This is a genomic window from Vibrio sp. V38_P2S17PM301 (assembly GCF_009904845.1).
In the GTDB taxonomy this organism is placed as follows: domain Bacteria; phylum Pseudomonadota; class Gammaproteobacteria; order Enterobacterales; family Vibrionaceae; genus Vibrio; species Vibrio proteolyticus.
In genome coordinates, this window is sequence record NZ_WXWO01000021.1 from 33,544 (window position 1) to 56,666 (window position 23,123).

General features: G+C 49.9%; 18 protein-coding genes. 7 read left to right on the forward strand and 11 right to left on the reverse strand.

What is annotated here, in order from left to right; all coding sequences use genetic code 11:
- Nucleotides 1-48: 48 nt before the first annotated feature.
- The 3 genes from CAG64_RS04430 to hinT all read right to left on the reverse strand — a co-directional run bounded on the left by CAG64_RS04430 (nucleotide 49) and on the right by hinT (nucleotide 2,268).
- Complete coding sequence (locus CAG64_RS04430; protein ID WP_021704155.1) at nucleotides 49-438, reverse strand: YcfL family protein; 390 nt, start codon at nucleotides 436-438, stop codon at nucleotides 49-51.
- Nucleotides 438-1,832: a COG3014 family protein gene (locus tag CAG64_RS04435; RefSeq protein ID WP_161451428.1), complete on the reverse strand. Its 1,395-nt coding sequence runs from the start codon at nucleotides 1,830-1,832 to the stop codon at nucleotides 438-440. Before CAG64_RS04435 ends, CAG64_RS04430 begins: the two co-directional genes overlap by 1 nt.
- A gap of 85 nt (nucleotides 1,833-1,917) precedes the next feature.
- Nucleotides 1,918-2,268 carry a purine nucleoside phosphoramidase gene (gene hinT, locus CAG64_RS04440; RefSeq protein WP_021704157.1) on the reverse strand — a complete coding sequence of 117 codons (351 nt, stop codon included), beginning with the start codon at nucleotides 2,266-2,268 and terminating at the stop codon, nucleotides 1,918-1,920.
- A 234-nt stretch (nucleotides 2,269-2,502) separates the two neighbouring features.
- Here hinT and CAG64_RS04445 point away from each other — a divergent pair, with 234 nt between their 5' ends.
- Together CAG64_RS04445 and CAG64_RS04450 are read left to right on the forward strand one after the other, a co-directional pair.
- The gene (locus CAG64_RS04445; RefSeq protein WP_021704158.1) at nucleotides 2,503-4,494 is read left to right on the forward strand and encodes a methyl-accepting chemotaxis protein; all 1,992 of its coding nucleotides are present in this window, start codon (nucleotides 2,503-2,505) and stop codon (nucleotides 4,492-4,494) included.
- Between the two features lie 189 nt (nucleotides 4,495-4,683).
- Nucleotides 4,684-5,850, forward strand: coding sequence for a DUF1887 family protein (locus tag CAG64_RS04450; RefSeq protein WP_021704159.1), 1,167 nt, complete (start codon nucleotides 4,684-4,686; stop codon nucleotides 5,848-5,850).
- Between the two features lie 54 nt (nucleotides 5,851-5,904).
- Here CAG64_RS04450 and fadR read toward each other — a convergent pair whose 3' ends face one another.
- Nucleotides 5,905-6,744 (reverse strand): fatty acid metabolism transcriptional regulator FadR, encoded by an 840-nt coding sequence (gene fadR, locus CAG64_RS04455; protein ID WP_021704160.1) that lies wholly within the window; start codon nucleotides 6,742-6,744, stop codon nucleotides 5,905-5,907.
- A gap of 649 nt (nucleotides 6,745-7,393) precedes the next feature.
- Here fadR and nhaB point away from each other — a divergent pair.
- Entirely contained in the window at nucleotides 7,394-8,989 is a 1,596-nt protein-coding gene (gene nhaB / locus CAG64_RS04460; protein ID WP_161488846.1) for a Na(+)/H(+) antiporter NhaB, read from the forward strand.
- 84 nt (nucleotides 8,990-9,073) lie between these two features.
- The gene (gene dsbB / locus CAG64_RS04465) at nucleotides 9,074-9,592 is read left to right on the forward strand and encodes a disulfide bond formation protein DsbB (protein ID WP_161488845.1); all 519 of its coding nucleotides are present in this window, start codon (nucleotides 9,074-9,076) and stop codon (nucleotides 9,590-9,592) included.
- 75 nt (nucleotides 9,593-9,667) lie between these two features.
- On the opposite strand, the gene CAG64_RS04470 is transcribed toward dsbB, so the two are convergent.
- Both CAG64_RS04470 and lrp read right to left on the reverse strand, forming a co-directional pair.
- Complete coding sequence (locus CAG64_RS04470; protein WP_161488844.1) at nucleotides 9,668-12,631, reverse strand: DNA translocase FtsK; 2,964 nt, start codon at nucleotides 12,629-12,631, stop codon at nucleotides 9,668-9,670.
- A 138-nt stretch (nucleotides 12,632-12,769) separates the two neighbouring features.
- Nucleotides 12,770-13,264 (reverse strand): leucine-responsive transcriptional regulator Lrp, encoded by a 495-nt coding sequence (gene lrp / locus CAG64_RS04475; protein ID WP_021704164.1) that lies wholly within the window; start codon nucleotides 13,262-13,264, stop codon nucleotides 12,770-12,772.
- A gap of 156 nt (nucleotides 13,265-13,420) precedes the next feature.
- Between lrp and ald the strand changes: the two genes are divergently transcribed.
- Nucleotides 13,421-14,545 carry an alanine dehydrogenase gene (gene ald, locus CAG64_RS04480; RefSeq protein WP_021704165.1) on the forward strand — a complete coding sequence of 375 codons (1,125 nt, stop codon included), beginning with the start codon at nucleotides 13,421-13,423 and terminating at the stop codon, nucleotides 14,543-14,545.
- 54 nt (nucleotides 14,546-14,599) lie between these two features.
- Here the strand turns inward: ald and yfbV are convergent, their stop codons facing one another.
- Nucleotides 14,600-15,052: a terminus macrodomain insulation protein YfbV gene (gene yfbV, locus CAG64_RS04485; protein ID WP_021704166.1), complete on the reverse strand. Its 453-nt coding sequence runs from the start codon at nucleotides 15,050-15,052 to the stop codon at nucleotides 14,600-14,602.
- Nucleotides 15,053-15,396: 344 nt separating this feature from the next.
- Here yfbV and CAG64_RS04490 point away from each other — a divergent pair, with 344 nt between their 5' ends.
- Nucleotides 15,397-16,593 carry an acetate kinase gene (locus tag CAG64_RS04490; protein ID WP_021704167.1) on the forward strand — a complete coding sequence of 399 codons (1,197 nt, stop codon included), beginning with the start codon at nucleotides 15,397-15,399 and terminating at the stop codon, nucleotides 16,591-16,593.
- Nucleotides 16,594-16,760: 167 nt separating this feature from the next.
- The gene (pta, locus tag CAG64_RS04495) at nucleotides 16,761-18,905 is read left to right on the forward strand and encodes a phosphate acetyltransferase (protein WP_161453263.1); all 2,145 of its coding nucleotides are present in this window, start codon (nucleotides 16,761-16,763) and stop codon (nucleotides 18,903-18,905) included.
- A 141-nt stretch (nucleotides 18,906-19,046) separates the two neighbouring features.
- Here pta and CAG64_RS04500 read toward each other — a convergent pair whose 3' ends face one another.
- From CAG64_RS04500 to oppC, 4 genes are all read right to left on the reverse strand, one after another.
- The gene (locus tag CAG64_RS04500) at nucleotides 19,047-20,000 is read right to left on the reverse strand and encodes a glutathione S-transferase family protein (protein WP_161453262.1); all 954 of its coding nucleotides are present in this window, start codon (nucleotides 19,998-20,000) and stop codon (nucleotides 19,047-19,049) included.
- A 217-nt stretch (nucleotides 20,001-20,217) separates the two neighbouring features.
- Nucleotides 20,218-21,210 (reverse strand): murein tripeptide/oligopeptide ABC transporter ATP binding protein OppF, encoded by a 993-nt coding sequence (gene oppF / locus CAG64_RS04505; RefSeq protein ID WP_021704170.1) that lies wholly within the window; start codon nucleotides 21,208-21,210, stop codon nucleotides 20,218-20,220.
- Entirely contained in the window at nucleotides 21,207-22,178 is a 972-nt protein-coding gene (locus CAG64_RS04510) for an ABC transporter ATP-binding protein (protein WP_161453264.1), read from the reverse strand. Before CAG64_RS04510 ends, oppF begins: the two co-directional genes overlap by 4 nt.
- 27 nt (nucleotides 22,179-22,205) lie before the next feature.
- On the reverse strand, nucleotides 22,206-23,108 hold the full coding sequence (gene oppC / locus CAG64_RS04515; RefSeq protein WP_161453261.1) for an oligopeptide ABC transporter permease OppC: 903 nt from the start codon (nucleotides 23,106-23,108) through the stop codon (nucleotides 22,206-22,208).
- Between the last annotated feature and the right edge of the window lie 15 nt (nucleotides 23,109-23,123).

Below are 23,123 nucleotides of genomic sequence, written 5' to 3' on the forward strand. Positions count from 1 at the left end.
CAAAACAGTTCAGGCATCTCATCAGTGAGTGCCTGGATACAAAATTGATTAATCGTCCGCTTCACGGATCTGAACGCGGAATTGGGTTCCGTTTGGATTCACAGACACTTCTGAGATAGTGACGGTTTCCATACCACGCACAATGGCTTGCTTCCACGGACCAAGCTTGTTGTTAACTTCAAGGCCGTCATTGTCGTACCAGTAGAAACGATATTGAATGTGTTGATCGCCTTTGTACTGGCTTGCCAAACGTACGATGCCACGGGCATGACCATCGACTTGCTTGGTAGTAATGTCTTCTACGTTAAGTCGACCACCCAACACATTGTCACCAAACAGGACCGTCTGAGACGCGCCGTCGACTCTCAACCCGGCCGTATTACTGGCACATCCCATCATCAGCACAGCTGCCAACGCAGCGAAAAGCCATTTTTTCATCATAGTTTTCCTAGTTGCTTATGCCAGATCGTAGCGTTACCGCCCTGGCGTGAAATCCATACCAATGCGGTCTGACCCGCTTCAACATTAAACTGATACTGTTTACCATCCACACTGAGTGTTTGGGTACCCGGTGTCACGTATCGACTGCCACTGAGCACCGCTCCCGGCAGGGTCAGCCAACTGCGCGTATCCGGCTGCTCAGTCAACGTATTCCAGACGTTGAAAATCAGATTCCCGACATCATCGCCTTTCTTGGTTGCTTCTTTTCGCAGTCTGTCTTTCGCCCAGACCCGCAGTGCCTGACGAATCACCATGGCTGGAATCCGCTCGGACAGGTCACGCTGCGCCATCAGGTTGACGTCCGTCAGTAAGTGACCACCGACCGATTGACCGTCAATAGTGTAACGACCCAAGGTGGGGATCGGTTGAGCGGGGTAATACGGCAGCGCGAGAGAATACAGCCCCACGTTGTCCCGACTGTCATAAATCGGTAAAGTCAGTCGCCAGCTTTGCATCGCCTCGACAACCCCTTGCTCTTCAATGAATAACACCCGAGATTTTCCGACCGGCATGGCTTTGTGTTTGCCGTAGCGTTTTTCCATCAAAGACACGTCCTGACGCATTCCTAACCGGCGACCAACCCGCATTGCCCCATCAATGACATCGCGATTGTCTGGCATCACCGCCAATGCACGGCGATAATCAATCCAAGCGTCATTGAGGTTGTTGGCGGTTTCGTACAGCAGCGCCGATAAATACAACAAATAGCCGTTTTGTACCGCCTGAAGCTGCTTACCCGCATCGGGGTAGTTCGACAGTACACTTCCCAGATTAGGAGAAAGCCCCTGAGACTGCATCTCTTTGGCCGCAGATTCGAGTTCTTTTTCACGCTCTTTGCGTGCTTTTTCCTGAACCTGATTACCGCGACGCATTTCCACCAGAGCCCCTTCCAGGCTGTTCTGTTGCAGGTAATTCAACCCCAGATACAGATGTAAAAACCCCAGTTCATAATCGGCAGGCCGATAAATGTTAAGATTATCGTTCACCGCGATAGAGCCGACATTGGTTGCGGTGTCCGAGACCGAAATCACCGCTTTATCCTGTTGCACCTGAACCGCTTTGTCACTGGACTCCAGGCTGGATTTACTCTGCTCATACTGCGCATTGAGGAAATACACCCGACCTTTCTCCATGTTGTCGAGTATCTCACCCGCCACTTGGTTCGGCAGTTCCTCTTCCGCTTTTTGATACTGGCCACTCTTCACCGCTTGATACATGTCCTGATTTTGTGCGCTGTAGTGGCTGAACAGATTGCCAGCGGACAAATTCGCACACGAAGACAACAACAGTGAAGATGACAGCACCAGAGCGAGTCGAATCTGACTTAGCAATTCAAACTCCGTAACACTTACTTATGGTTCTCATATTGAGCCCGGAAAGACTCCCGAGCTCCGCAACACAGGCATCAGATGCCAATCAGCTCATCAACATCGGCCCCAGCGGGCGTCCACCCAGCAGGTGCATATGGATGTGATACACCTCCTGACCACCATGTGAGTTACAGTTCATAATCAAACGGTAGCCATCCTCGTCAATCCCTTCCTCTTTAGCCAGTTGGCGGGCGACCGTAAACATACGACCGAGCGCCAACTCATCCGCTTCCTCAACTTCATTCACCGTAGGAATCAGTTTGTTTGGGATGATCAGAATGTGACTTGGAGCTCGGGGATTAATATCACGGAAAGCGGTCACCAGATCGTCCTGGTAAACCACATCGGCCGGGATTTCGCGACGAATAATTTTGCTAAAAATGGTTTCTTCAGCCATGAAGCGCTCCATTATGAGTTGGATTGGATATCAGTATGCCGATAAGTATGCTTGAAGGCTTAAAAAAGCTCAATAAAAACAGTGTTCACTTAACAGAATCATCAATCCTTCCGCAAACACAAACTAAAACTGTCTTGTACGTCATAAAACGCGTGAATCGTTCTCAATACAATGTTGATTGTTTTGTTACTTTTTTAAGACAGCGATTGTCTTTTTTAATTCAGGGAGAGTTTTATGAAGGGTTCTGTGATAAGGCGGATGTACGCCGGATTCACGTTGATCATTATTCTGTTTATCATTTCCAGCGCCATGATGATGGCCGGAATGAATCAGATTCAGTCGTACTTCCAGTCGGTCTCTAAGACCTCATTGCCTCTGGTCTCATTGTCCAATCAAACCAGTGTCAGTCTGCTCTCTGCGGACAAATCCTTTAAAGACTTTCTGACCACTCAGAATCCGGAGCGGATGGCGGAACGACGGAACGATTTTCAACAGGCCAGCGACCAGCTAGGCCAGGCGCTGGATCAACTGAAACAAGCCAGTCTCGGAGATAACGAGCTGGAAACCCGTATCGCTCAGTTGGAAGAGATGAAGCAACGTTACGTCACCGAAGCCAACGAAGCCATGGATAACTATCAGGCGATGTTCAAAGCGCAGGAAGACGTGCAGAAATCGACCCGGCGCTTCCAAAGGCTGCACTCTGAACTGAGCGTGGGCATGAAAGACTACGTGGATGATCAGGACAGTATTTCGGTCAAAGTCATGGCCAAGAGCTACTTCATCAAATTAAAAGACGCCGAAGTCGTCACCTCAGATGCGCTGGCGAGTTCCGATCCTGCGTATGTGCTGGAAGCGGTGAACAAAAATAAAAAAGCCGTCACTCACTTGAATTACGCCTATCGTGGCCTGGCGACTCAAATGCCGGAAATCAAGAAGGCCTTCGACGAAGCTGTCCAGCAATTTACTACTGATATCGGTATGAAGGGCGGCGTGCTGGATCAGCACAACGATTATCTGCAAGCCAAAGCTGCGCTGTATGACAACATCGCGAATCTGGCGGTAGAAGTCGACCAGGCTATGACGATTCTGGAATCCTTTAACCAACGAGCCACTGAGCACCTGAATCAATCATTGACTCTGGCCAGCGACATTTACGAGCAAGGCGTAGTTAAAGCCATTGTGATTGGCATTGCAATTGTGCTGTTTGCCGCCGGTATTGGTTATCACATCGCTCACAGCGTCCGTGAGCCGTTGACCCGTATCTTGAAAACACTGGAAGGCCTCACCGATGGTGACATGACCAAGCGTATCGACATTCGCTACAACAACGAATTCAGCCGGGTCAGCGGGCACATCAACTCGTTGGCGGATAACCTGCACGATATTCTGGTCCGGCTCAACGATGCCTCCGACAACCTCACTACAACGGCTAATACCAACCAGCACACATCAACCAGTGCTCAGCAGCAATTGAGCAATCAACGCGAACAAACGGCCAGCGTGGCAACGGCCATGACGGAAATGGCGCACTCGGTGCAAGAAGTGGCTCAGAGCGCACAAAGCTCTCAGCAGATGGTCGAGCAAGTGGAAAACGCGTCGGAATCGGGCCGTCAGGTAATGAGCACCAATATCACGACCATCAATCAGCTCGAGTCCCGCCTCAATGAGTCGGTGCAGGCCGTCGGTGAACTGCAGCGCATGAGCAGTCAAATCGGGTCGATTCTGGACGTTATCCGCAACATTGCTGAGCAAACCAACCTGCTGGCTCTCAATGCGGCTATTGAGGCAGCGCGTGCAGGCGAACAAGGACGAGGGTTTGCCGTGGTGGCAGACGAAGTCCGGGTTCTTGCCCAGCGCACGACAGAGTCCACCAGCGAAATTGAGAGCATGATCAGTAATCTGCAAACCAGCTCAAAAACCGCCGGCCAAGTGATTGAGAGCTGTATGACCGACATGGAGTTGTCGGTTGAACAAGCCTCGAATGCCAACAGTGCCATGGAAGAAATTCAGGCGCTGATCATCGAAATCAGTCACATGAGCAGCTACATTTCACAGGCGGCGGCAGAGCAGAGTCAAACCACATCCGGCATCGCTCGCAGCATTGAAGAAATCAACCTGATCGCCGACAGCAGCTATCAGGCTATGTCCGAAATTGCACAAACCAGCGCAAGCCTTACCTCTCTGGCCAATCAACAGGGTGAATTGGTTCACCGATTTAAACTGTAAACGTACTGTCAATTCTCCTCAAAGAGCGGTTTTTTGTGAAACCGCTCTTGTTTTTTATGGTCTGCAACTTTATATGAGTAGATAGAGCCACAAGCTTTTACACGGATTCCCGACATACTGACTTGTGGCACCCACGGCTTGCTTTCCTTTTCTGCTCAAATTTTTGCAAGCCATGCATGAGGAAAATATATGGCAGTTCATGTTGGCATTATCGATCAAGATCCGATCCGTTTGGTCACGCCCCTTCTTGATAACCGGACCATTAGTAAACACATTGTTTTTATTGGTGAACCCGCTCAAAAAACCATGTACCACCGACTCGCGTCGGTACTTGATAAACGCAACATTACCTCAGAATTTTTCGAAATTCCGAATGTGGTCAATACCTCAAAAATCAAACAAGCTGTGCAACGATTAGCGCAACAGTTGCATGAGCGGGGTGAAGACGTCCGCTTGAATGCCAGCTGCGGCCTGCGCCACAGACTGTTATCGGTGTACGAGGTGTTCCGTACATACCACTGGCCAATTTTCGTTGTGGAGCCCAACAGTGATCGTTTGTGTTGGCTTTATCCCGATGGCCGCGAGGATACTCAGGTTGAAGACCTGATCACCATCTCCGATTATTTAACCATTTTTGGTGCGCGTGGCGAATTCAGCGAACATCACCTCCCCCCTCAGCTCGACCAGAAGTTGTATGAGTTGGGTGAACGCTGGGCCGGTAACGCCCTTGAGCTCGGGCCCGGTCTCGCCACACTCAACTATCTCGCCACCACGTGTCGCAAAGAACAGAAACTCGACGTCGAACTGACGGAAAAGCAGCAAGGTTATCGAGAGCTCAATATGCTGATCACCGATCTGGTCGAGGCGCAAATCGCGTCATACCAAAGTGGCATCCTGACGTTTGTGAATGAAGACGCACGACGCTTCTCCAACGGCGAATGGTTAGAGACTCTGGTCCACAGTACCGTGCGCCAGATTCAAGATGACATGCCCACCATTCAGGACCGTTCTTTGAACGTGCAGGTTTATCGAGAAATCGGCGAACGTGAAGTGCGTAACGAACTGGATGTGGCGACTGTCGTAAACAACAAACTGCACATCATTGAATGCAAAACCAAAGGCATGCGCGATGACGGTGATGACACTTTGTATAAACTCGACACCTTACGCGACCTGCTCGGCGGCCTACAGGCCCGCGCAATGCTGGTCAGCTTCCGTCCACTGCGCTACAACGACATCACGCGCGCCGAAGATCTTGGTCTGGCGCTGATTGGGCCGGAAGAGCTGAAGGATCTCAAAACCCACCTGACCAAATGGTTTGAAGAGGCTGGTGGTAAAGAAGACGACCTGGATTGATACGAAAAAACCCGCTAGCAGGCGGGTTTTTTTAATGATGAGTCAACCGTATGATTAGCTGTCGTCTTCGGTAAAGTTAGTCGGTAAAGTGGTCTTCATCTGGTTCCAGATGTGCGCACTCTCCATACCATAATGGCGGACAACCAGAGGGATCTGTTCACGGTTACCGGTTTCACACACATCAAGCAGTTGACGGTAGAAATCCAGAGCCAGATCTCGAGCCTTCGGATTCGAGAAGTAGTAGCTGCCCACTCGATCATACAATTTGCGTAGGCCGTTAAAGATCAGACCGTAGATCTGATTGCCAGAATGGAACGCAAGACGCTGGAACAACATATAATCGTAGAAGTTGAACGTCTTAGCGATCAGAATTTCCTGGCGCTTCTGTTCGTCTTTTTCACCGTCGTCTTTAACTTGCTGAATGATCTTATCCGCATAGGGTGACACTTCGATAAACTTATCCCAGGATTCCGCTTTGAGCAGCGTTTCACACGACTCAATCACGTTACTGATGGTGCGCTCGGAGCTCTCTTTGTTCACTTTAAAAGCGTAGCGCATAAAGATAGGACTGATGTTGGTACGCGCCGCCAGTAAATCTTCAACGATATTAGTTGCGTTATCAACATCAAGCGTCATCAGCGTATCGAGTATATGCAAACCGGACGTTTCCATAAACTGATTCACTTTGGTCGGTTTACCGTGTTGAATCGTCAACCAACCATCACGTGCCAAGCGCTGCAGCACCTCACGCAATGTCGTTCGGGTAACACCGATCAGTTCGGAGAGCTCGCGTTCGGCAGGAAGAATAGAGCCAGGCGGAAAGCGACCATTCCAGATGCTTTCAATAATGTATTTTTCAGCGAATCCTGCTGGGCTTTTTGCCTTAATGACCATTAATTTGTTTTCCGGTATTTATCATTTATTGGGTCTAATATAACTCATCATACCACTAGTTTTCACACTACGGAAACCTGTAGCGCGTAAACTGACCTCACGCTGACGATAGAGTATATGCTCTATTAATGAATATTTATTTTATTCGATGTTTCAGTTACCTGAATCTAAACAATTCTAAATTTAACAAATATTAAACATTTATAACTGTTGAATTTACGGGAATTGCTATGCAGTCACACATTCAATTTATGCAATTTAAAGTTGCTATTTACAGAATTATTAAAGCACAAAAGTGTGATCTATCCGCTTTTCAATTGGATAAAGACAACTAGCTGTAATTTTCACAACTCTCAATCTCGACATTCTCAACTGAGATCATGTTTTTAAACAAAATATCACTGAGCCTTATATCAATATAAAGTTTCTTATTGACTAAAGCTATCCAAAGAGTAGAGTGGCGAGCGAAAGTAGGGAGTGCTTGTGTTTCTCAGGGAGTGACTTGGCAAGGTCACAATGGCGAAATGTTACATTGTTGTTTTTCTAAGTCACTGTTGAATAGCCATTATTTCTTGATAACCGCGATTAATGGATGACAGATACAAGCACAGTCGAAATGTCTATTCAGAAAACAGTAAGAGTAATACCCATGCCGATGTCGCTCGGAAATGCTTTTATCAAAAACTTTCTTGGTAAAGCACCAGACTGGTACAAAGTTGCCATTATCGCCTTTCTTATCGTTAACCCGATTGTCTTCTTCCTGATCAACCCGTTTGTCGCTGGTTGGTTGCTGGTCGTTGAGTTCATTTTTACTCTGGCGATGGCGCTGAAGTGTTACCCGCTTCAACCCGGAGGCTTATTGGCCATTGAAGCTATTGCCATTGGCATGACCAGCCCGGAGCAAGTGAAACACGAACTGGTGGCGAACATCGAAGTGTTGCTGCTGCTGGTGTTCATGGTTGCCGGTATTTACTTCATGAAGCACTTGCTTCTGTTTATCTTCACCAAGATCTTACTGGGTATCCGCTCAAAAGCCATGTTATCCGCGGCCTTCTGTTTCGCTGCGGCGTTCCTATCGGCTTTTCTTGATGCGCTGACTGTCATTGCGGTCGTCATCAGCGTCGCGGTGGGCTTCTACGCGATCTACCACAAAGTGGCTTCCGGTAAAGGATCCAGCTCCGCGCACGACCATACCATGGATGACCACTTTACTGATTTGACCCGTGACGATCTGGAAAACTACCGTGCGTTTCTGCGCTCTTTGCTGATGCACGCCGGTGTCGGTACCGCATTGGGTGGAGTAACGACCATGGTAGGTGAACCTCAGAACCTGATCATTGCCGACCAGGCCGGTTGGTTATTTGGTGAATTCATTATCCGTATGGCGCCGGTTACCCTACCCGTCTTTATCTGCGGCATGATCACCTGTGTTCTGGTCGAGAAATTCAAAGTCTTTGGTTACGGTGCTGAACTGCCGGACAACGTGCGCCAGATTCTGGTGGATTTTGACTATGAAGAACGCAAAAACCGCACCAACCAAGACGTCGCTAAACTGTGGATTCAAGGCCTGATTGCCGTATGGCTGATCGTGGGCTTGGCACTGCACCTGGCCGCAGTCGGTCTGATCGGTTTGTCAGTGATCATTCTGGCAACGGCGTTTACGGGCGTGATAGAAGAGCACTCACTGGGTAAAGCGTTTGAAGAGGCCTTGCCTTTTACTGCGCTGCTGGCGGTCTTTTTCTCGATTGTGGCGGTCATCATCGACCAACAGCTGTTCAAACCAGTGATCGATGCAGTACTGCACGTTGAAGACAGCGGTACTCAGTTGGCACTCTTCTATGTGGCGAACGGCCTGCTCTCAATGGTATCGGATAACGTGTTCGTCGGAACCGTCTACATCAATGAAGTGAAAACAGCTCTGCTTGAAGGCATCATCACCCGTGACCAGTTTGACTTGCTGGCTGTGGCGATCAACACCGGCACCAACCTGCCATCGGTGGCGACACCAAACGGACAGGCAGCTTTCTTGTTCTTGCTGACCTCGGCATTGGCTCCGTTGATTCGTCTGTCCTATGGCCGCATGGTGGTCATGGCATTGCCTTACACCATAGTACTGGCTCTGGTCGGTTTGGCGGGCATTGTGTTCTTGGTTGATCCAATGACGACCTGGTTCTACGACGCGGGCTGGATCACACACAAAGCGGTTGAGGCAGCCGGCGCAGCGGTTTCTGCGGGCCACCACTAATAATTTTTGTTGAACACGAAACTATTACGCGATAAAAAGCTCTGATAACTCAGAGCTTTTTTTATTTCCCCAAGGACTGAATCTGTGAACTTTCTAGCCGCCGTTAAATCATTTTCTCAACAGCGCCTGTCATGGCTGCTGCTGCTGGGCTTTGTCGTGTTCTTTGAAGCCTGCGCCCTCTTCTTCCAGCACGTCATGTTGCTGGCCCCATGCGTGATGTGCATTTACGAGCGAGTCGCCATGTTGGGCATTGGCGCTGCGGCACTGATTGGGATCATCGCACCGACCAACCCTTTGTTCCGATGGCTGGGTCTGGCCGCCTGGGGCATCACAGCGTATAAAGGGCTGACGCTGGCACTGCAGCATGTGGATTACCAGTTTAATCCATCGCCATTTGCAACGTGTGACCTGTTTGTCACCTTTCCGGACTGGGCACCACTGAACCAGTGGGCACCTTGGATGTTCGAAGCTTACGGCGATTGCTCCAAAGTCGTGTGGCAGTTCCTGACGTTATCCATGCCACAATGGTTGGTGGTGATCTTCGCCGCGAACCTACTGGCTCTGGCGGTGGTGGTTATCGCCCAATTCGTCAAAAGCAAATAAACCGACAACGCACAGACTGACCATTCAAATAAAAAAAGCTTGGCCGGGGCCAAGCTTTTGTTATTGCAGATCGCGTTAGTTCATATCTCGCCCTGGCTTAGGTGCCAGCACTTCCCGGTTACCATTGTGCCCTGGCGCACTGACGATACCTTGTGCTTCGAGCTGTTCAACAATCCGCGCAGCGCGGTTGTAACCAATCTTGAAACGACGTTGTACACCAGATACCGAACCTCGGCGGGTTTCGACCACGTGTTCCACCACCTGATCAAACAGTGGATCCATGTCTTCATCACCTTCCGGTTTTTCACCCGGTAGCAAGGCTTCTGGTCCCTGATCACCATTGGTGATTTCATCAATGTAGTTCGGTTTACCACGCGCTTTCCAGTTGTTCACCACCGCATGAACGTCATCATCCGAGGCGAACGCGCCATGAACACGTACCGTATGGCTGGAGCCCGGAGGCAGATACAGCATATCACCCATGCCCAGCAGCGATTCGGCACCGCCCTGATCGAGTATGGTACGCGAGTCCGTTTTGGTTGAGACGGTAAACGCAACGCGGGTCGGAATATTGGCCTTGATCAAACCGGTAATCACATCCACCGACGGACGCTGAGTCGCCAGAATCAAATGAATACCCGCCGCCCGGGCTTTCTGTGCCAGACGCGCGATCAACTCTTCGACTTTCTTACCGACCACCATCATCAGATCGGCAAATTCATCGACAATCACAACAATGTAAGGCAGTTTTTCCAGCAATGGCGGCTCAGGGTCCATGCTGTCGCCCGGTTGCCACAATGGATCATGAATAGGGTGTCCGGCTTCTGCGGCCATCTTCAGTTTGTCGTTGAAGCCTTTGATGTTGCGCACACCGAGTGCAGACATCAACTTGTAACGGCGCTCCATTTCGCCAACACACCAGCGCAACGCATTGGAGGCGTCTTTCATGTCAGTCACCACTTCGGACAGAAGATGAGGAATACCTTCGTAAACCGACAATTCCAGCATTTTCGGGTCGATCATGATGAATCGTACATCTTCCGGGGTCGACTTGTACAACATACTCAGGATCATGACGTTGACCCCGACCGACTTACCGGAGCCTGTGGTACCCGCCACCAACACGTGTGGCATTTTCGACAGATCAGCCACCACTGCTTCACCTGCGATATCCTGACCGAGTACCACCGTGGTTGGTGATTTCGCTTCCGTAAACTGCGGGCTGCTGATGACATCAGACAAGTACACCGTCTGACGACTCATGTTCGGCAGTTCCAGTCCCACATACGGTTTACCTGGGATCACTTCGACTACCCGAACCGCCATGGCTGACAGCGAACGGGCCAGGTCCATTGACAACCCGGAAATACGACTGACTTTCACACCTGGCGCAAGATCCAGTTCAAAGCGAGTGATCACCGGGCCTGGAAAGATATCGACCACGCGCGCTTTGATCTTGTAATCAGCCAGTTTTGACTCCACCAAACGTGCTATCTCTTCCAGTGCGTCACGGTCAATGAAGTTTTCACGCTTCTCAGGATGGTACAGCAACTCCAGTGTCGGCATTGGCTCTGCAGGTTTCGGCAGATTTACATCCTGTTGCACCAAGAACGGGTTTTGCTGCGCAACCACTTTGGCTTGCGCTTCTGCAACCATACTCTGGAAGGCGTTGACGTCTTTATCCTGCGCAGAGTCTTCCTCGTATCCCAGGTCTTCAACCTCAGGCTGAGCAGATAGCGGCTCAGGTTGCACATCTTCTTCAACGAATTCGTCATCGGCGACATCAAAGTCAGAAATCACGGGTTCAATATGATGTGCGTCCGGTTCGACCTGTTGAGAGATATGCGCCAGTTCAGACGGGTTAAGCGTCGGTTGAAGTTCATCTTCCTCGTCATCGTTCAGCCAAGGCGGCGTATCGGTTGGCGCAGGTTGCGGCTCTGGGTTCACCACCGGCGTTTCCTGAACCTCATACTCACTCGCCATATCGTCGTCATCCCAGGCAGCCTGTTCCAGTTCTTCAATCGTTGCACCGAGCTGGCGTGTCCGCTCAACTGTCTCAGCTGTTGATGCTGCTTTCGCGGCAGACTGAGACTCGGATTGAACGGTCGGCGTCACTACTGGACGGCTCGGTACTGCCTGAGGTTGACGTGTTGGCGCTGGCTCAGGCTCAACTGGTGTAGCCAGCAGCGGATCGTACTCTGCCGGTTTGGCTTCGGCTTTGTCCGGCATATGGATGTTGTATCGGCGTGATGGCGCACTTGGCGTCTCAATCGCAACATCGTCCTCTGATTCGGTGTTATTGTCATCAAGTTCGCCGAATGACGGCACTTGACGCGCTATTTTAACCGGCGCTTGTGGCGTGATCAGTTGTGGTTCGAGAGTTTCCTCTTTTTCGCCGCGCAGACGATTCACCAGACCACTGAAGAGAGAAATACTGCCTTGCCCAATCCATTCGACGATGCGTAACCAGGAGACGCCGGTCAACAGTGTAAAACCCGCGCCCCACAAAAACAGCAGAACCAGTGTGGTTCCCAATACATTGAGGGTTGGCAGAGCCAAACTGGTCAGGACATCCCCGATCACCCCGCCCGATGAAAAATACCAGATATCATCAAAGTTAATATCAGCAAGACCACAACTGGTGAGCAGTAACACGACCAACCCCGCAAGACGGGAACCCCACAGCATCAGATCAATCGGTTCGTCTTCGTCACGCTTACGCAGAACAATCCACGCCGCAACGGTGATCAGGATCGGTAGCGGATACGCCAGAGAACCGAAGGTAAAAAACAGCGTGTCGGCCGTCCAGGCGCCAACGATGCCGCCAGCATTTTCAATGTCTACCCCCCAGGCAGTCTGCGACCAGGATGGGTCCGCCGGACTAAACGTGAGTAAGGCAATGGACAGCAGAATGGAAATGAGCACGGCCAGAATCAGCCCACACTCTCTGAGACGTTGTGTACCATTCAATCGGGAAGACTGAGGCTCTTCACCGGTTTTGATGATGGTTTCGACCTTATTCTTGTTCTCTTTGAACATAACCAACTTAAATCTAAGAATGAGTAGAAAAACTCCGAGCGGCACAAAGCCGCTCGGTCTAAAGATTTAACCATATCAAGGTCAAAAACCCAATTGTATAAAGTCAGAATATGGAAAGGAGTACCACTATTCTCACTTTTAACGAGTCTTGATCACCAATTGATTGGTTTGCTTCACTTCTTCCATCACCACGTAGGTTCGGGTGTCATTCACCCCAGGCAGACGTAATAGCGTATCACCCAGTAGTTTACGATACGCACTCATGTCCGACACGCGCGTTTTGAGAAGATAGTCGAAATCACCAGAAACCAGATGGCATTCCTGAATATCATCTAATTTCTGCACTGCTGCATTGAACTGTTCGAAAACGTCAGGCGCACCACGATTCAACGTAATTTCTACGAATACGAGAAGAGAGGCATCTAAAAACTGTGGGTTCAACAGCGCGGTGTAGCCTGTGATGTAGCCCTGGCGTTCCAGACGGCGTACACGTTCAAGACACGGCGTGGGAGAAAGCCCGACACGCTTAGAGAGTTCAACGTTTGAAATACGACCATCTTTCTGCAACTCGTTAAGAATGTTGCGGTCGATACGGTCAAGATCCTTGGACGGCTTTTTATAGTTGTCTGCCATTTTTTATTCCACCTTATTACTTCCTTGCAAAAAAATATACTACAACTTTTTAATATTCAGTATCAAATTTTACTGACTCACATCTATACTAGACTTTAATTCGACAGAATTACCCTACACATAGTCAATACAACCACAATACAATGAGGAGTCAGGATGATCATTGGCGTACCTAAGGAAATCAAAAACCACGAATACCGCGTCGGTATGATTCCAGCAAGTGTCCGTGAGCTAATCTCACATGGTCACCAAGTTTTTGTTGAAACCAATGCCGGCGCAGGCATCGGTTTTTCAGACGATGATTACATCGCTGTAGGCGCATCCATTCTTCCTACTGCTGCTGAGGTTTTCGCTCAAGCAGATATGATTGTTAAGGTCAAAGAACCTCAAGCTGTCGAACGAGCTATGCTCAAAGAAGGGCAAATTTTATTTACTTATTTGCACCTGGCACCAGATTTTCCACAAACTGAAGACCTGATCAAGAGCAAAGCTGTCTGCATAGCCTATGAGACTGTAACAGATAATATGGGTCGCTTGCCACTATTAGCACCAATGTCTGAAGTTGCGGGTCGTATGTCTATCCAGGCAGGCGCACAAACTCTCGAGAAATCTCACGGCGGCCGTGGCCTGCTGCTGGGTGGCGTACCAGGTGTTGAACCAGCGAAAGTTGTGATCGTCGGCGGCGGCGTCGTGGGTGCTAACGCAGCTCGTATGGCAGTTGGCATGCGCGCCGACGTTACTATCTTAGACCGTAACATCGATACACTGCGTAAGCTGGATGAAGAGTTTCAGGGCCGTGCCAAAGTGGTTTACTCAACTGAAGATGCGATTGAAAAACACGTTCTGGCGGCCGATCTGGTTATCGGTGCAGTTCTGATCCCAGGTGCCGCAGCTCCTAAACTGGTGACAAAAGAGCACATCGCTAAAATGAAACCAGGCGCGGCTGTTGTCGACGTTGCAATCGACCAGGGCGGTTGTTTTGAAACTTCTCACGCGACAACGCACGCAGATCCAACTTACATCGTTGATGATGTGGTTCACTACTGTGTAGCAAACATGCCTGGAGCTGTTGCTCGCACTTCCACTTTTGCGCTGAACAACGCAACCCTGCCATATATCGTTAAACTGGCAAACAAAGGATACCGTGAAGCTCTGCTGGCTGACCACGGCTTCCTGGAAGGCCTGAATGTTATTCACGGTAAAGTAACGTGCAAAGAAGTCGCAGAAGCGTTTAATCTGGAATACGTAGAGCCGGAAACCGCGATCGCCATGTTCAACTAAGCATTGCTGAACGAATAAAGAAAGCTCTCACCTTGGTGAGAGCTTTTTTGTTTATCAGAACCAGCGCTCTAACGCAGTTTTATCCAACTGCCGGAACGCCCGGTTGAGAATCGCAGCCAACTCTTTATAGCGTGGACGAGATTTGACCGGCTCCAATGCGCAGCCGGTATCAACAATTTTCTGGTGGATTTCACGATACCAACCAGCCAACGCTGGAGGTAACTGGGTATTGGCTCGATTCCCCAGCCACCATATACCTTGTACTGGCAGACTGATGGCAAACAAGGCAATCACCACCGCCTGAGGCATGGCTGAATAATTCTGAAAACTCATCTGAGTGAGCACGCTGATCGCCGCAATGGCAGGCATCACCTTAGTGGCAAAGCGGGTTGCTTTGATGATGCGATGCTCAGGAAACAGCATACTGAGCTCTTTGCGCATCGGCCAGGTATCCATGTACTTCTGACCATCTCTCAAACTGTGTATCAAGCCGACTCTATTACTCATTGGACTCCCTCACTCAATCTGGGGCCTTAACTAAAAAATAGTTGAACAATTCAACTCTCATTGTAAAAAATTGATGAAAGTTAATATTCTTTCAAATTTTTTTTGTTATATTTGCTTATTATCGCTATCCTTTGCACACCCTCAATCTCATTGTTGCTCTTATTTACAATTTAGGCAACTTTGAGACCATCTCTGCAAGGATCGCACTGCTGGCTTTGAAGGTAAAGCAGCAGCTCATTATACGGAAATTGAAGTTTTTTTGACCAGGATTAGTACGCACTCTTGGAGTTCGGCTATTCTTGAGAATGATTTTTATCTAAACCGATTATTACAGGTAGTCACTCATGTCTAAGCTAGTTTTAGTTTTAAACTGCGGTAGTTCTTCTCTTAAGTTCGCGATCGTTGACGCGGAAAATGGCGACGAGCACCTATCAGGTCTTGCTGAATGTCTTCATCTTCCAGAAGCTCGTATCAAGTGGAAACTTGATGGCAAACACGAAGCGCAACTGGGCGAAGGTGCTGCACACGATGAAGCGCTGTCTTTCATCGTCGAAACTATCCTTGCTTCAAAACCAGAACTTGCAGATCAGCTGAAAGCGGTTGGTCACCGTGTCGTACACGGCGGCGAGAAGTTCACTCAGTCTGCACTGATCACAGACGACGTTGTGAAAGGTATCGAAGACTGTGCCACTCTGGCACCACTTCACAACCCAGCGCACATCATCGGTATCAAAGCTGCACAAAAATCATTCCCAGCACTGAAAAACGTGGCTGTGTTTGATACGGCTTTCCACCAAACTATGCCGCAAGAGTCTTACCTATACGCTCTGCCATACAACCTGTACAAAGAGCACGGCATCCGTCGTTACGGCATGCACGGTACTTCACACCTATTCATTACACGTGAAGTGGCAAACCTGCTGAACAAACCAGTAGAAGAAGTTAACATCATTAACTGTCACCTGGGTAACGGCGCATCTGTATGTGCAGTTAAAAATGGCCAGTCTGTTGATACATCAATGGGTCTGACTCCGCTGGAAGGTCTGGTGATGGGCACTCGTTGTGGTGACATCGATCCTGCGATCATCTTCCACCTGCACGACACTCTGGGCTACTCTGTAGACCAAATCAACACCATGCTGACCAAAGAGTCTGGTCTGCAAGGTTTGACTGAAGTAACGTCTGACTGCCGCTTCGTTGAAGACAACTACGGCACCAAAGAAGAAGCGACTCGCGCAATGGACGTATTCTGCCACCGTCTGGCGAAATACGTTGCAGGTTACACTGCGTCTCTGGAAGGTCGTCTGGATGCGATCGTTTTCACTGGCGGTATCGGCGAAAACTCTGCACCTATCCGTGAAATGGTTCTAAACCGTCTAGGCATCTTCGGTATCGAAGTGGATAGCGATGCAAACCTGAAAGCACGTTTCGGCGGCGAAGGCACCATCACTTCAGCAAACAGCCGCATCCCTGCCATGGTTATCTCAACTAACGAAGAGCTAGTCATTGCAGAAGACACAGCACGTCTGGCTGGTCTGTAATTGACCCAAACTGGCTAACTCAAGTTAGCCAGTTTCCGTTTTGGGGCTCAATTTGGTTTGTGCTTTTGTTCCGAGTCGCAAAGAAATTGAGCTTTTCTCCCGAATACCATTCTGACTGAGTCTCTGCTCCGTCGGCTTGGTGTCAAATAGTTAGAGGTTCTTACTCAATGTCCCGTACTATTATGCTTATTCCTGCCAGCGCTGGTGTCGGTCTTACCAGTGTGAGCATGGGCGTACTGCGCGCTATGGAGCGTAAAGGCGTTAAGGTTTCTTTCTACAAGCCTATCTCGCAACCTCGCGCTGGCGGCGATCAACCGGATCTGACGTCGACCATCGTTGCAGCAAACAGCGATATGAAAATCGGCGAGCCAATGGCGATGTCTGTTGCCGACAGCCTGATCGGTAACGACAAAATGGATGAGCTGCTGGAAACAGTAGTAGAGCGTTACAACCAGATCAATAAAGATGCAGACGTAACGCTGATCGAAGGTCTGGTACCGACTCGCAAACACCCGTTTGCTAACCAGGTGAACGCAGAAATCGCTGCGACTCTGGGTGCTGAGATTGTTCTGGTTGCGACCCCTGGCACGGACAACCCTGCACAGCTGAAAGAGCGTATCGAAGTCGCTTGTTCTAACTTCGGTGGCACAAAAAACAAAAACATCTCTGGCGTAATCATCAACAAACTGAATGCACCAGTTGATGAAGCAGGCCGTACTCGCCCTGACCTGTCTGAGATCTTCGATGATGCCGACAGCGCAAAACAGAACGAAATGAAAGTGATGGAGATCTTTAACACCTCTCCTATCCGCGTTCTTGGTTGTGTGCCTTGGAGCATCGATCTGATCGCCACTCGTGCTATCGACATGGCGAAGCACCTGAATGCCGAAGTGGTGAATCAGGGTGACATCCAGACTCGTCGCATCAAGAGCATCACCTTCTGCGCACGTTCTCTGCCACACATGATTGAGCACTTTAAACCAGGTTCACTGCTGGTGACTTCAGCAGACCGCCCAGACGTAATCGTTGCAGCATCTCTGGCCGCAATGAACGGCGTTGAAATCGGCGCAATCCTGCTGACTGGCGGTTACGATATCCCGGCAGAGATCAACAACCTGTGTAAACCTGCGTTTGAGACTGGCCTGCCAATCTTTAAAGCACAAGGCAACACCTGGCAAACATCTTTGAATCTGCAAAGCTTCAGCCTGGAAGTACCAGCAGACGACAAAGAGCGTATTGAATTCATCAACGATCACGTTGCAGGCCACATCGACGGCAACTGGATCGAATCCATGACGGAAGGTACCACGCGTTCACGTCGCCTGAGCCCACCGGCATTCCGTTACCAATTGACTGAATTTGCCCGTCGCGCAGGCAAACGTATCGTACTGCCAGAAGGTGACGAACCTCGTACCGTTAAAGCTGCTGCTATTTGTGCTGAACGCGGCATAGCAGAGTGTGTCCTGCTGGGTAACCCAGAAGAGATCAAACGTGTTGCAGCTCAGCAAGGTGTTGAACTGGGTGCTGGCGTACAAATCATTGATGCGGATGCCATCCGTGAAAACTACGTAGCCCGTCTGGTTGAGCTGCGCGGCGCGAAAGGCATGACTGAAGTGGTTGCTCGTGAGAAACTGCAGGACTCTGTCTTCCTGGGTACCATGATGCTGGAAAATAACGAAGTAGACGGCCTGGTGTCTGGTGCGGTTCACACAACCGCTAACACCATCGTTCCTCCGTTCCAGATCATCAAGACAGCACCAAACGCGTCAATCGTTTCTTCAGTGTTCTTCATGCTGCTGCCTGATCAGGTTCTGGTTTACGGTGACTGTGCAATCAACCCGGATCCAACCGCTGAACAGCTGGCAGAAATTGCAATCCAGTCAGCCGACTCAGCTGCGGCATTTGGTATCGATCCTCGCGTTGCGATGATCTCTTACTCGACTGGTGAGTCAGGTAAAGGTGCGGACGTTGATAAAGTACGTGAAGCGACCAAGCTGGCGCAAGAAAAACGTCCTGATCTGGTTATCGATGGTCCACTGCAGTACGACGCGGCGATCATGGAAAACGTAGCGAAATCAAAAGCACCAAACTCGCCTGTGGCGGGTAAAGCGACTGTCTTCGTATTCCCGGACCTGAACACAGGTAACACTACCTACAAAGCCGTACAGCGTTCTGCAGACCTCGTGTCTATCGGTCCTATGCTGCAAGGTATGCGTAAGCCAGTGAATGACTTGTCTCGTGGCGCGCTGGTTGACGACATCGTCTACACCATCGCACTGACCGCGATTCAGGCAGATCAGGATCAAAACTGATTCTGTACCTTAAGCAGAAAAGCCTCCCAACCGGGAGGCTTTTTTATTGGTCAGCGTCCACTCAAACGTGGCTCTGTCGACATGCCGCCCAGATAGCACAAAGGCCAGCTGTTGAGGCTGACCTGCGCAAGATAAACGAAGTTATTTGGCGAAGAGCGTGTCTCGTCCGTGGGGAGCCTCCAGATCCAATTCAGGCCCTTTCGGCACGATTTGGGTCGGATTGATGGTCTTGTGGCTAAAGTAATAGTGCCGCTTGATATGATAAAAATCGACCGTCTCACGAATACCGTCAATCTGATACAACTCTCTCAGATAACCACTCAGATGCGGGTAATCGGCAATGCGCTGTTTGTTGCATTTGAAGTGGCCGACATACACAGCATCAAAACGGATCAGCGTAGTAAACAAACGCCAGTCCGCTTCGGTGATTTGCTCTCCTGCCAGATAGCGATGCGTCGCCAAATGTGCATCAACGCGGTCCAAAGCAGCAAACAAATTATCGTACGCTTCTTCATAGGCTTCCTGCGACGTCGCAAAACCGCAGCGATAAACCCCATTGTTGATGTTCGGGTAGATGTAATCATTCCACTCATCGATCAGCGGTCGCAGCCCTGCCGGGTAATAATCGTCCTGATTGCCCGTCAGTTGGTTGAACTCCGAGTTGAACATACGGATGATTTCCGAGGATTCATTGCTGACGATGGTGTTGTGCTTCTTGTCCCATAAGACAGGTACCGTTACCCGACCAGTGTAATCAGATTTGGCTTCAGTGTAGATCTGATGTAACCGGCGATGACCAAACAGCGGCTCTGGCAACCCCATCTGCCAGCCTTCGCTGAGCATATCCGGACACACCACCGTGACATCAATGTGTTCTTCCAACTGCTTCAATTTACGCAGGATCAATGTGCGGTGAGCCCACGGACAAGCCAGTGAAACGTACAAATGGTAGCGCCCCGACTCCGGTGCAAACATTGCGTCTGGCTTGTTCTTGATCCAGTGACGAAAGCCGGCATCTTCACGGACAAATTCGCCCCCGCTTGCCTTTGTGTCATACCAGATGTCGTGCCACTTACCCTCTATCAGCTTGCCCATATCATTCACCTGTTTCAATCTTGTTTATATCTAATACGGTTTCATTCTATGCCTGACAGCATAGTGGCTAAACCCAACCGAATTGGCTTAGTTGTTCGAAAATTTCGATGGAATTGGCAAAAGTGGTCAGACTCAATTACCTGCAACAAAAACAAAAAAAGCGCGACGCTAAAAAAGCAGCCGCGCTTAAGCCCGTCACAGGCTGAATGGGTGGATACTACACTTCCACGTGCAGGCAGGACACCGCGTGTGTGTCGTTACCTTGAATAGATGGGCGTTGCTGAGCACACACCTCCGTCGCCTGAGGGCAACGGGTACGGAAGACACAACCCGATGGCGGGCTGATTGGTGATGGCAGGTCGCCTTCCAGCATCTCTATTTTCTTCGCGCGTTCCAGCTTCGGATCCGGAATTGGTACCGCAGACATCAACGCACGGGTGTAAGGGTGCTTAGGTTCGGCAAACAGTGCATCGGCCTCCCCCAATTCCACTGCGTTCCCCAAGTACATCACCAGTACACGGTCTGAAATGTGTTTGACGACCGACAGGTCATGGGCAATAAAGACCAAAGACAAGCCCAGCTCTTTTTGCAGCTCTTTCAGCAGGTTCACTACCTGAGCCTGAATCGAAACGTCCAGTGCCGACACTGGCTCGTCACAAATGATCATCTTGGGCTTAAGGATAAGAGCACGGGCAATCCCGATACGCTGACACTGACCACCTGAGAATTCATGCGGGTAACGGTTGATCACGTTTGGCAGCAGGCCGACTTTCGCCATCATCTGCTTGACGCGGCCTTTCACTTCGTCTTTAGACAACTCCGGATAGAACGTCTCCAGCGGCTCGGCGATGATGTCACCCACTGTCATACGTGGGTTCAGTGACGCCAGAGGATCCTGGAAAATCATCTGGATCTCTTTGCGCGTTTCACGGCGCTGGATGTTCTGCATCTTAGTCAGATCCTGACCCAGCCACACTACTTCGCCATCTGTTGCTTCAACCAAACCGATAATAGCGCGAGCAAAAGTGGACTTACCACAACCAGATTCGCCCACAACGCCCAACGTTTCACCTTCATACAAACGGATATTAACGCCGTCGACGGCTTTTAGATTAGCCGGCTTTGACCATGGCCAGGCGGATTTCGATGCGATGCTGAAGTGAACTTTAAGATCTTTAACATCTAACAATAGTTTTTTGTCTATGCTCATTTTGCCCAAGCCTCCCAATCAGAAAAACATGCACGCTGACGACCGTCACCAAACGGAGTCAGAATCGGTGCTTCACTCTTACAACGTTCAGTCACACGGTGACAACGCTCTTGGTAAGGGCAACCTGGTGGCAAACGCAGCAGGTTTGGCGGGTTGCCTGGAATCGTCGGCAAAATTTCGCCTTCGGTATCCAGACGCGGGATGGCTTTTAGCAGACCTTCCGCATATGGGTGGCTTGGATTATAGAAGATTTCGTCTACCGTGCCGTATTCCATGGTACGACCGGCGTACATCACCAGTACTTTGTCACACGAACCAGCAACGACGCCCAGATCGTGGGTGATCATGATGATGGCAGTGTTGAACTCGCTCTTCAGCTCATTCAATAGGTCCATGATCTGCGCCTGGACGGTTACGTCCAGTGCCGTTGTCGGCTCATCGGCGATCAGCAGTTTCGGACGACACAGCAAAGCCATGGCGATCATTACACGCTGACGCATACCACCTGAAAACTCGTGCGGGTACATGGTAATACGCTTACGCGCTTCCGGAATTTTCACCGCTTCCAGCATACGCACAGACTCTTCAAACGCTTCTGCTTTGCCCATACCTTTGTGCAGCATCAGTACTTCCATCAGCTGATCGCTGACCTTCATGTACGGATTGAGCGACGTCATCGGGTCCTGGAAGATCATAGCGATCTGTTCAGCACGAACTTTGTTGAGGGCTTTTTCTGGCAGGTTGAGGATCTCGTTACCTTCAAACTTTGCGCTACCAGAGATCTTACCGTTTTTAGCCAGCAAACCCATGATAGAGAAAACGGTCTGGGATTTACCTGAGCCCGATTCACCCACAATACCCAATGTTTCTCCCTGGTTTAGGGAGAAGTTCAAATCGTTGACTGCGGTAACGATACCATCTTGCGTGGTGAATTCGACGCGCAGATCTTTGACATCTAATAAACTCATCATTGCTTCCTTAATCTTGCTCTATTTTTATCTGTCTTTTGGATCCAGCGCATCGCGCAGACCATCACCAACGTAGTTGAAGCAGAACAGCGTCACGACCATAAACAATGCCGGGAAGGCCAACTGCCATACCGCCACTTCCATGGTGTTCGCCCCTTCTTGCAGAAGTGCGCCCCAACTTGTCATTGGCTCTTGAACGCCAAGACCAAGGAATGAAAGGAAAGATTCCGTCAGAATCATGCTTGGGATCAGCAGGGTTGAGTAAACCGCAACGATACCCAATACGTTTGGCACAATATGACGGGTGATGATTTTCCAGTTGCTGACACCACACACGTGCGCCGCTTCGATAAACTCTTTGCTACGCAGGCTCAGTGTCTGACCACGTACAATACGGGCCATATCCAGCCAGGCAATTGCACCAATCGCGACGAAAATCAGCACGATATTACGGCCAAAAAACGTCACCAGAACAATCACCAGGAACATAAACGGAATCGCGTACAGGATTTCCAGAATACGCATCATAATACGGTCAACTTTGCCACCGATGAAGCCCGATGCCGCGCCATAAAGCGTACCAATCAGTACCGCAACCAACGCGCCCATCACGCCCACCATCAATGAGATACGACCACCTACCAGAGTACGGACGTACAAGTCACGTCCCAACGCATCCGTACCAAACAAATGTTCCATCGACGGCGCTGCGTGCATCGCGTACCAGTCAGTGTCTTCATACGTATACGGTGCCAGCATTGGCAGGAAAATGACTGCCAGAGTCATCAGCATCAGAATAAACAGGCTCACCATCGCCGCTTTGTTACGCATAAAGCGGATACGGGCGTCTTGCCACAAACTGCGACCTTCAATTTCCAGGTTTTCGGAAAACTTTTCGATCGCGTCCAGATTCTCTTTTTTCGTCAACATACTAATACTTCCCTG

Coding starts and splice junctions, on each gene's coding strand:
- CAG64_RS04430 (WP_021704155.1), bottom strand. CDS start 438: ATGAAAAAATGGCTTTTCGCTGCGTTGGCAGCTGTGCTGATGATGGGA.
- hinT (WP_021704157.1), bottom strand. CDS start 2,268: ATGGCTGAAGAAACCATTTTTAGCAAAATTATTCGTCGCGAAATCCCG.
- CAG64_RS04445 (WP_021704158.1), top strand. CDS start 2,503: ATGAAGGGTTCTGTGATAAGGCGGATGTACGCCGGATTCACGTTGATC.
- CAG64_RS04450 (WP_021704159.1), top strand. CDS start 4,684: ATGGCAGTTCATGTTGGCATTATCGATCAAGATCCGATCCGTTTGGTC.
- fadR (WP_021704160.1), bottom strand. CDS start 6,744: ATGGTCATTAAGGCAAAAAGCCCAGCAGGATTCGCTGAAAAATACATT.
- nhaB (WP_161488846.1), top strand. CDS start 7,394: ATGCCGATGTCGCTCGGAAATGCTTTTATCAAAAACTTTCTTGGTAAA.
- CAG64_RS04470 (WP_161488844.1), bottom strand. CDS start 12,631: ATGTTCAAAGAGAACAAGAATAAGGTCGAAACCATCATCAAAACCGGT.
- lrp (WP_021704164.1), bottom strand. CDS start 13,264: ATGGCAGACAACTATAAAAAGCCGTCCAAGGATCTTGACCGTATCGAC.
- ald (WP_021704165.1), top strand. CDS start 13,421: ATGATCATTGGCGTACCTAAGGAAATCAAAAACCACGAATACCGCGTC.
- yfbV (WP_021704166.1), bottom strand. CDS start 15,052: ATGAGTAATAGAGTCGGCTTGATACACAGTTTGAGAGATGGTCAGAAG.
- CAG64_RS04490 (WP_021704167.1), top strand. CDS start 15,397: ATGTCTAAGCTAGTTTTAGTTTTAAACTGCGGTAGTTCTTCTCTTAAG.
- pta (WP_161453263.1), top strand. CDS start 16,761: ATGTCCCGTACTATTATGCTTATTCCTGCCAGCGCTGGTGTCGGTCTT.
- CAG64_RS04500 (WP_161453262.1), bottom strand. CDS start 20,000: ATGGGCAAGCTGATAGAGGGTAAGTGGCACGACATCTGGTATGACACA.
- oppF (WP_021704170.1), bottom strand. CDS start 21,210: ATGAGCATAGACAAAAAACTATTGTTAGATGTTAAAGATCTTAAAGTT.
- CAG64_RS04510 (WP_161453264.1), bottom strand. CDS start 22,178: ATGAGTTTATTAGATGTCAAAGATCTGCGCGTCGAATTCACCACGCAA.
- oppC (WP_161453261.1), bottom strand. CDS start 23,108: ATGTTGACGAAAAAAGAGAATCTGGACGCGATCGAAAAGTTTTCCGAA.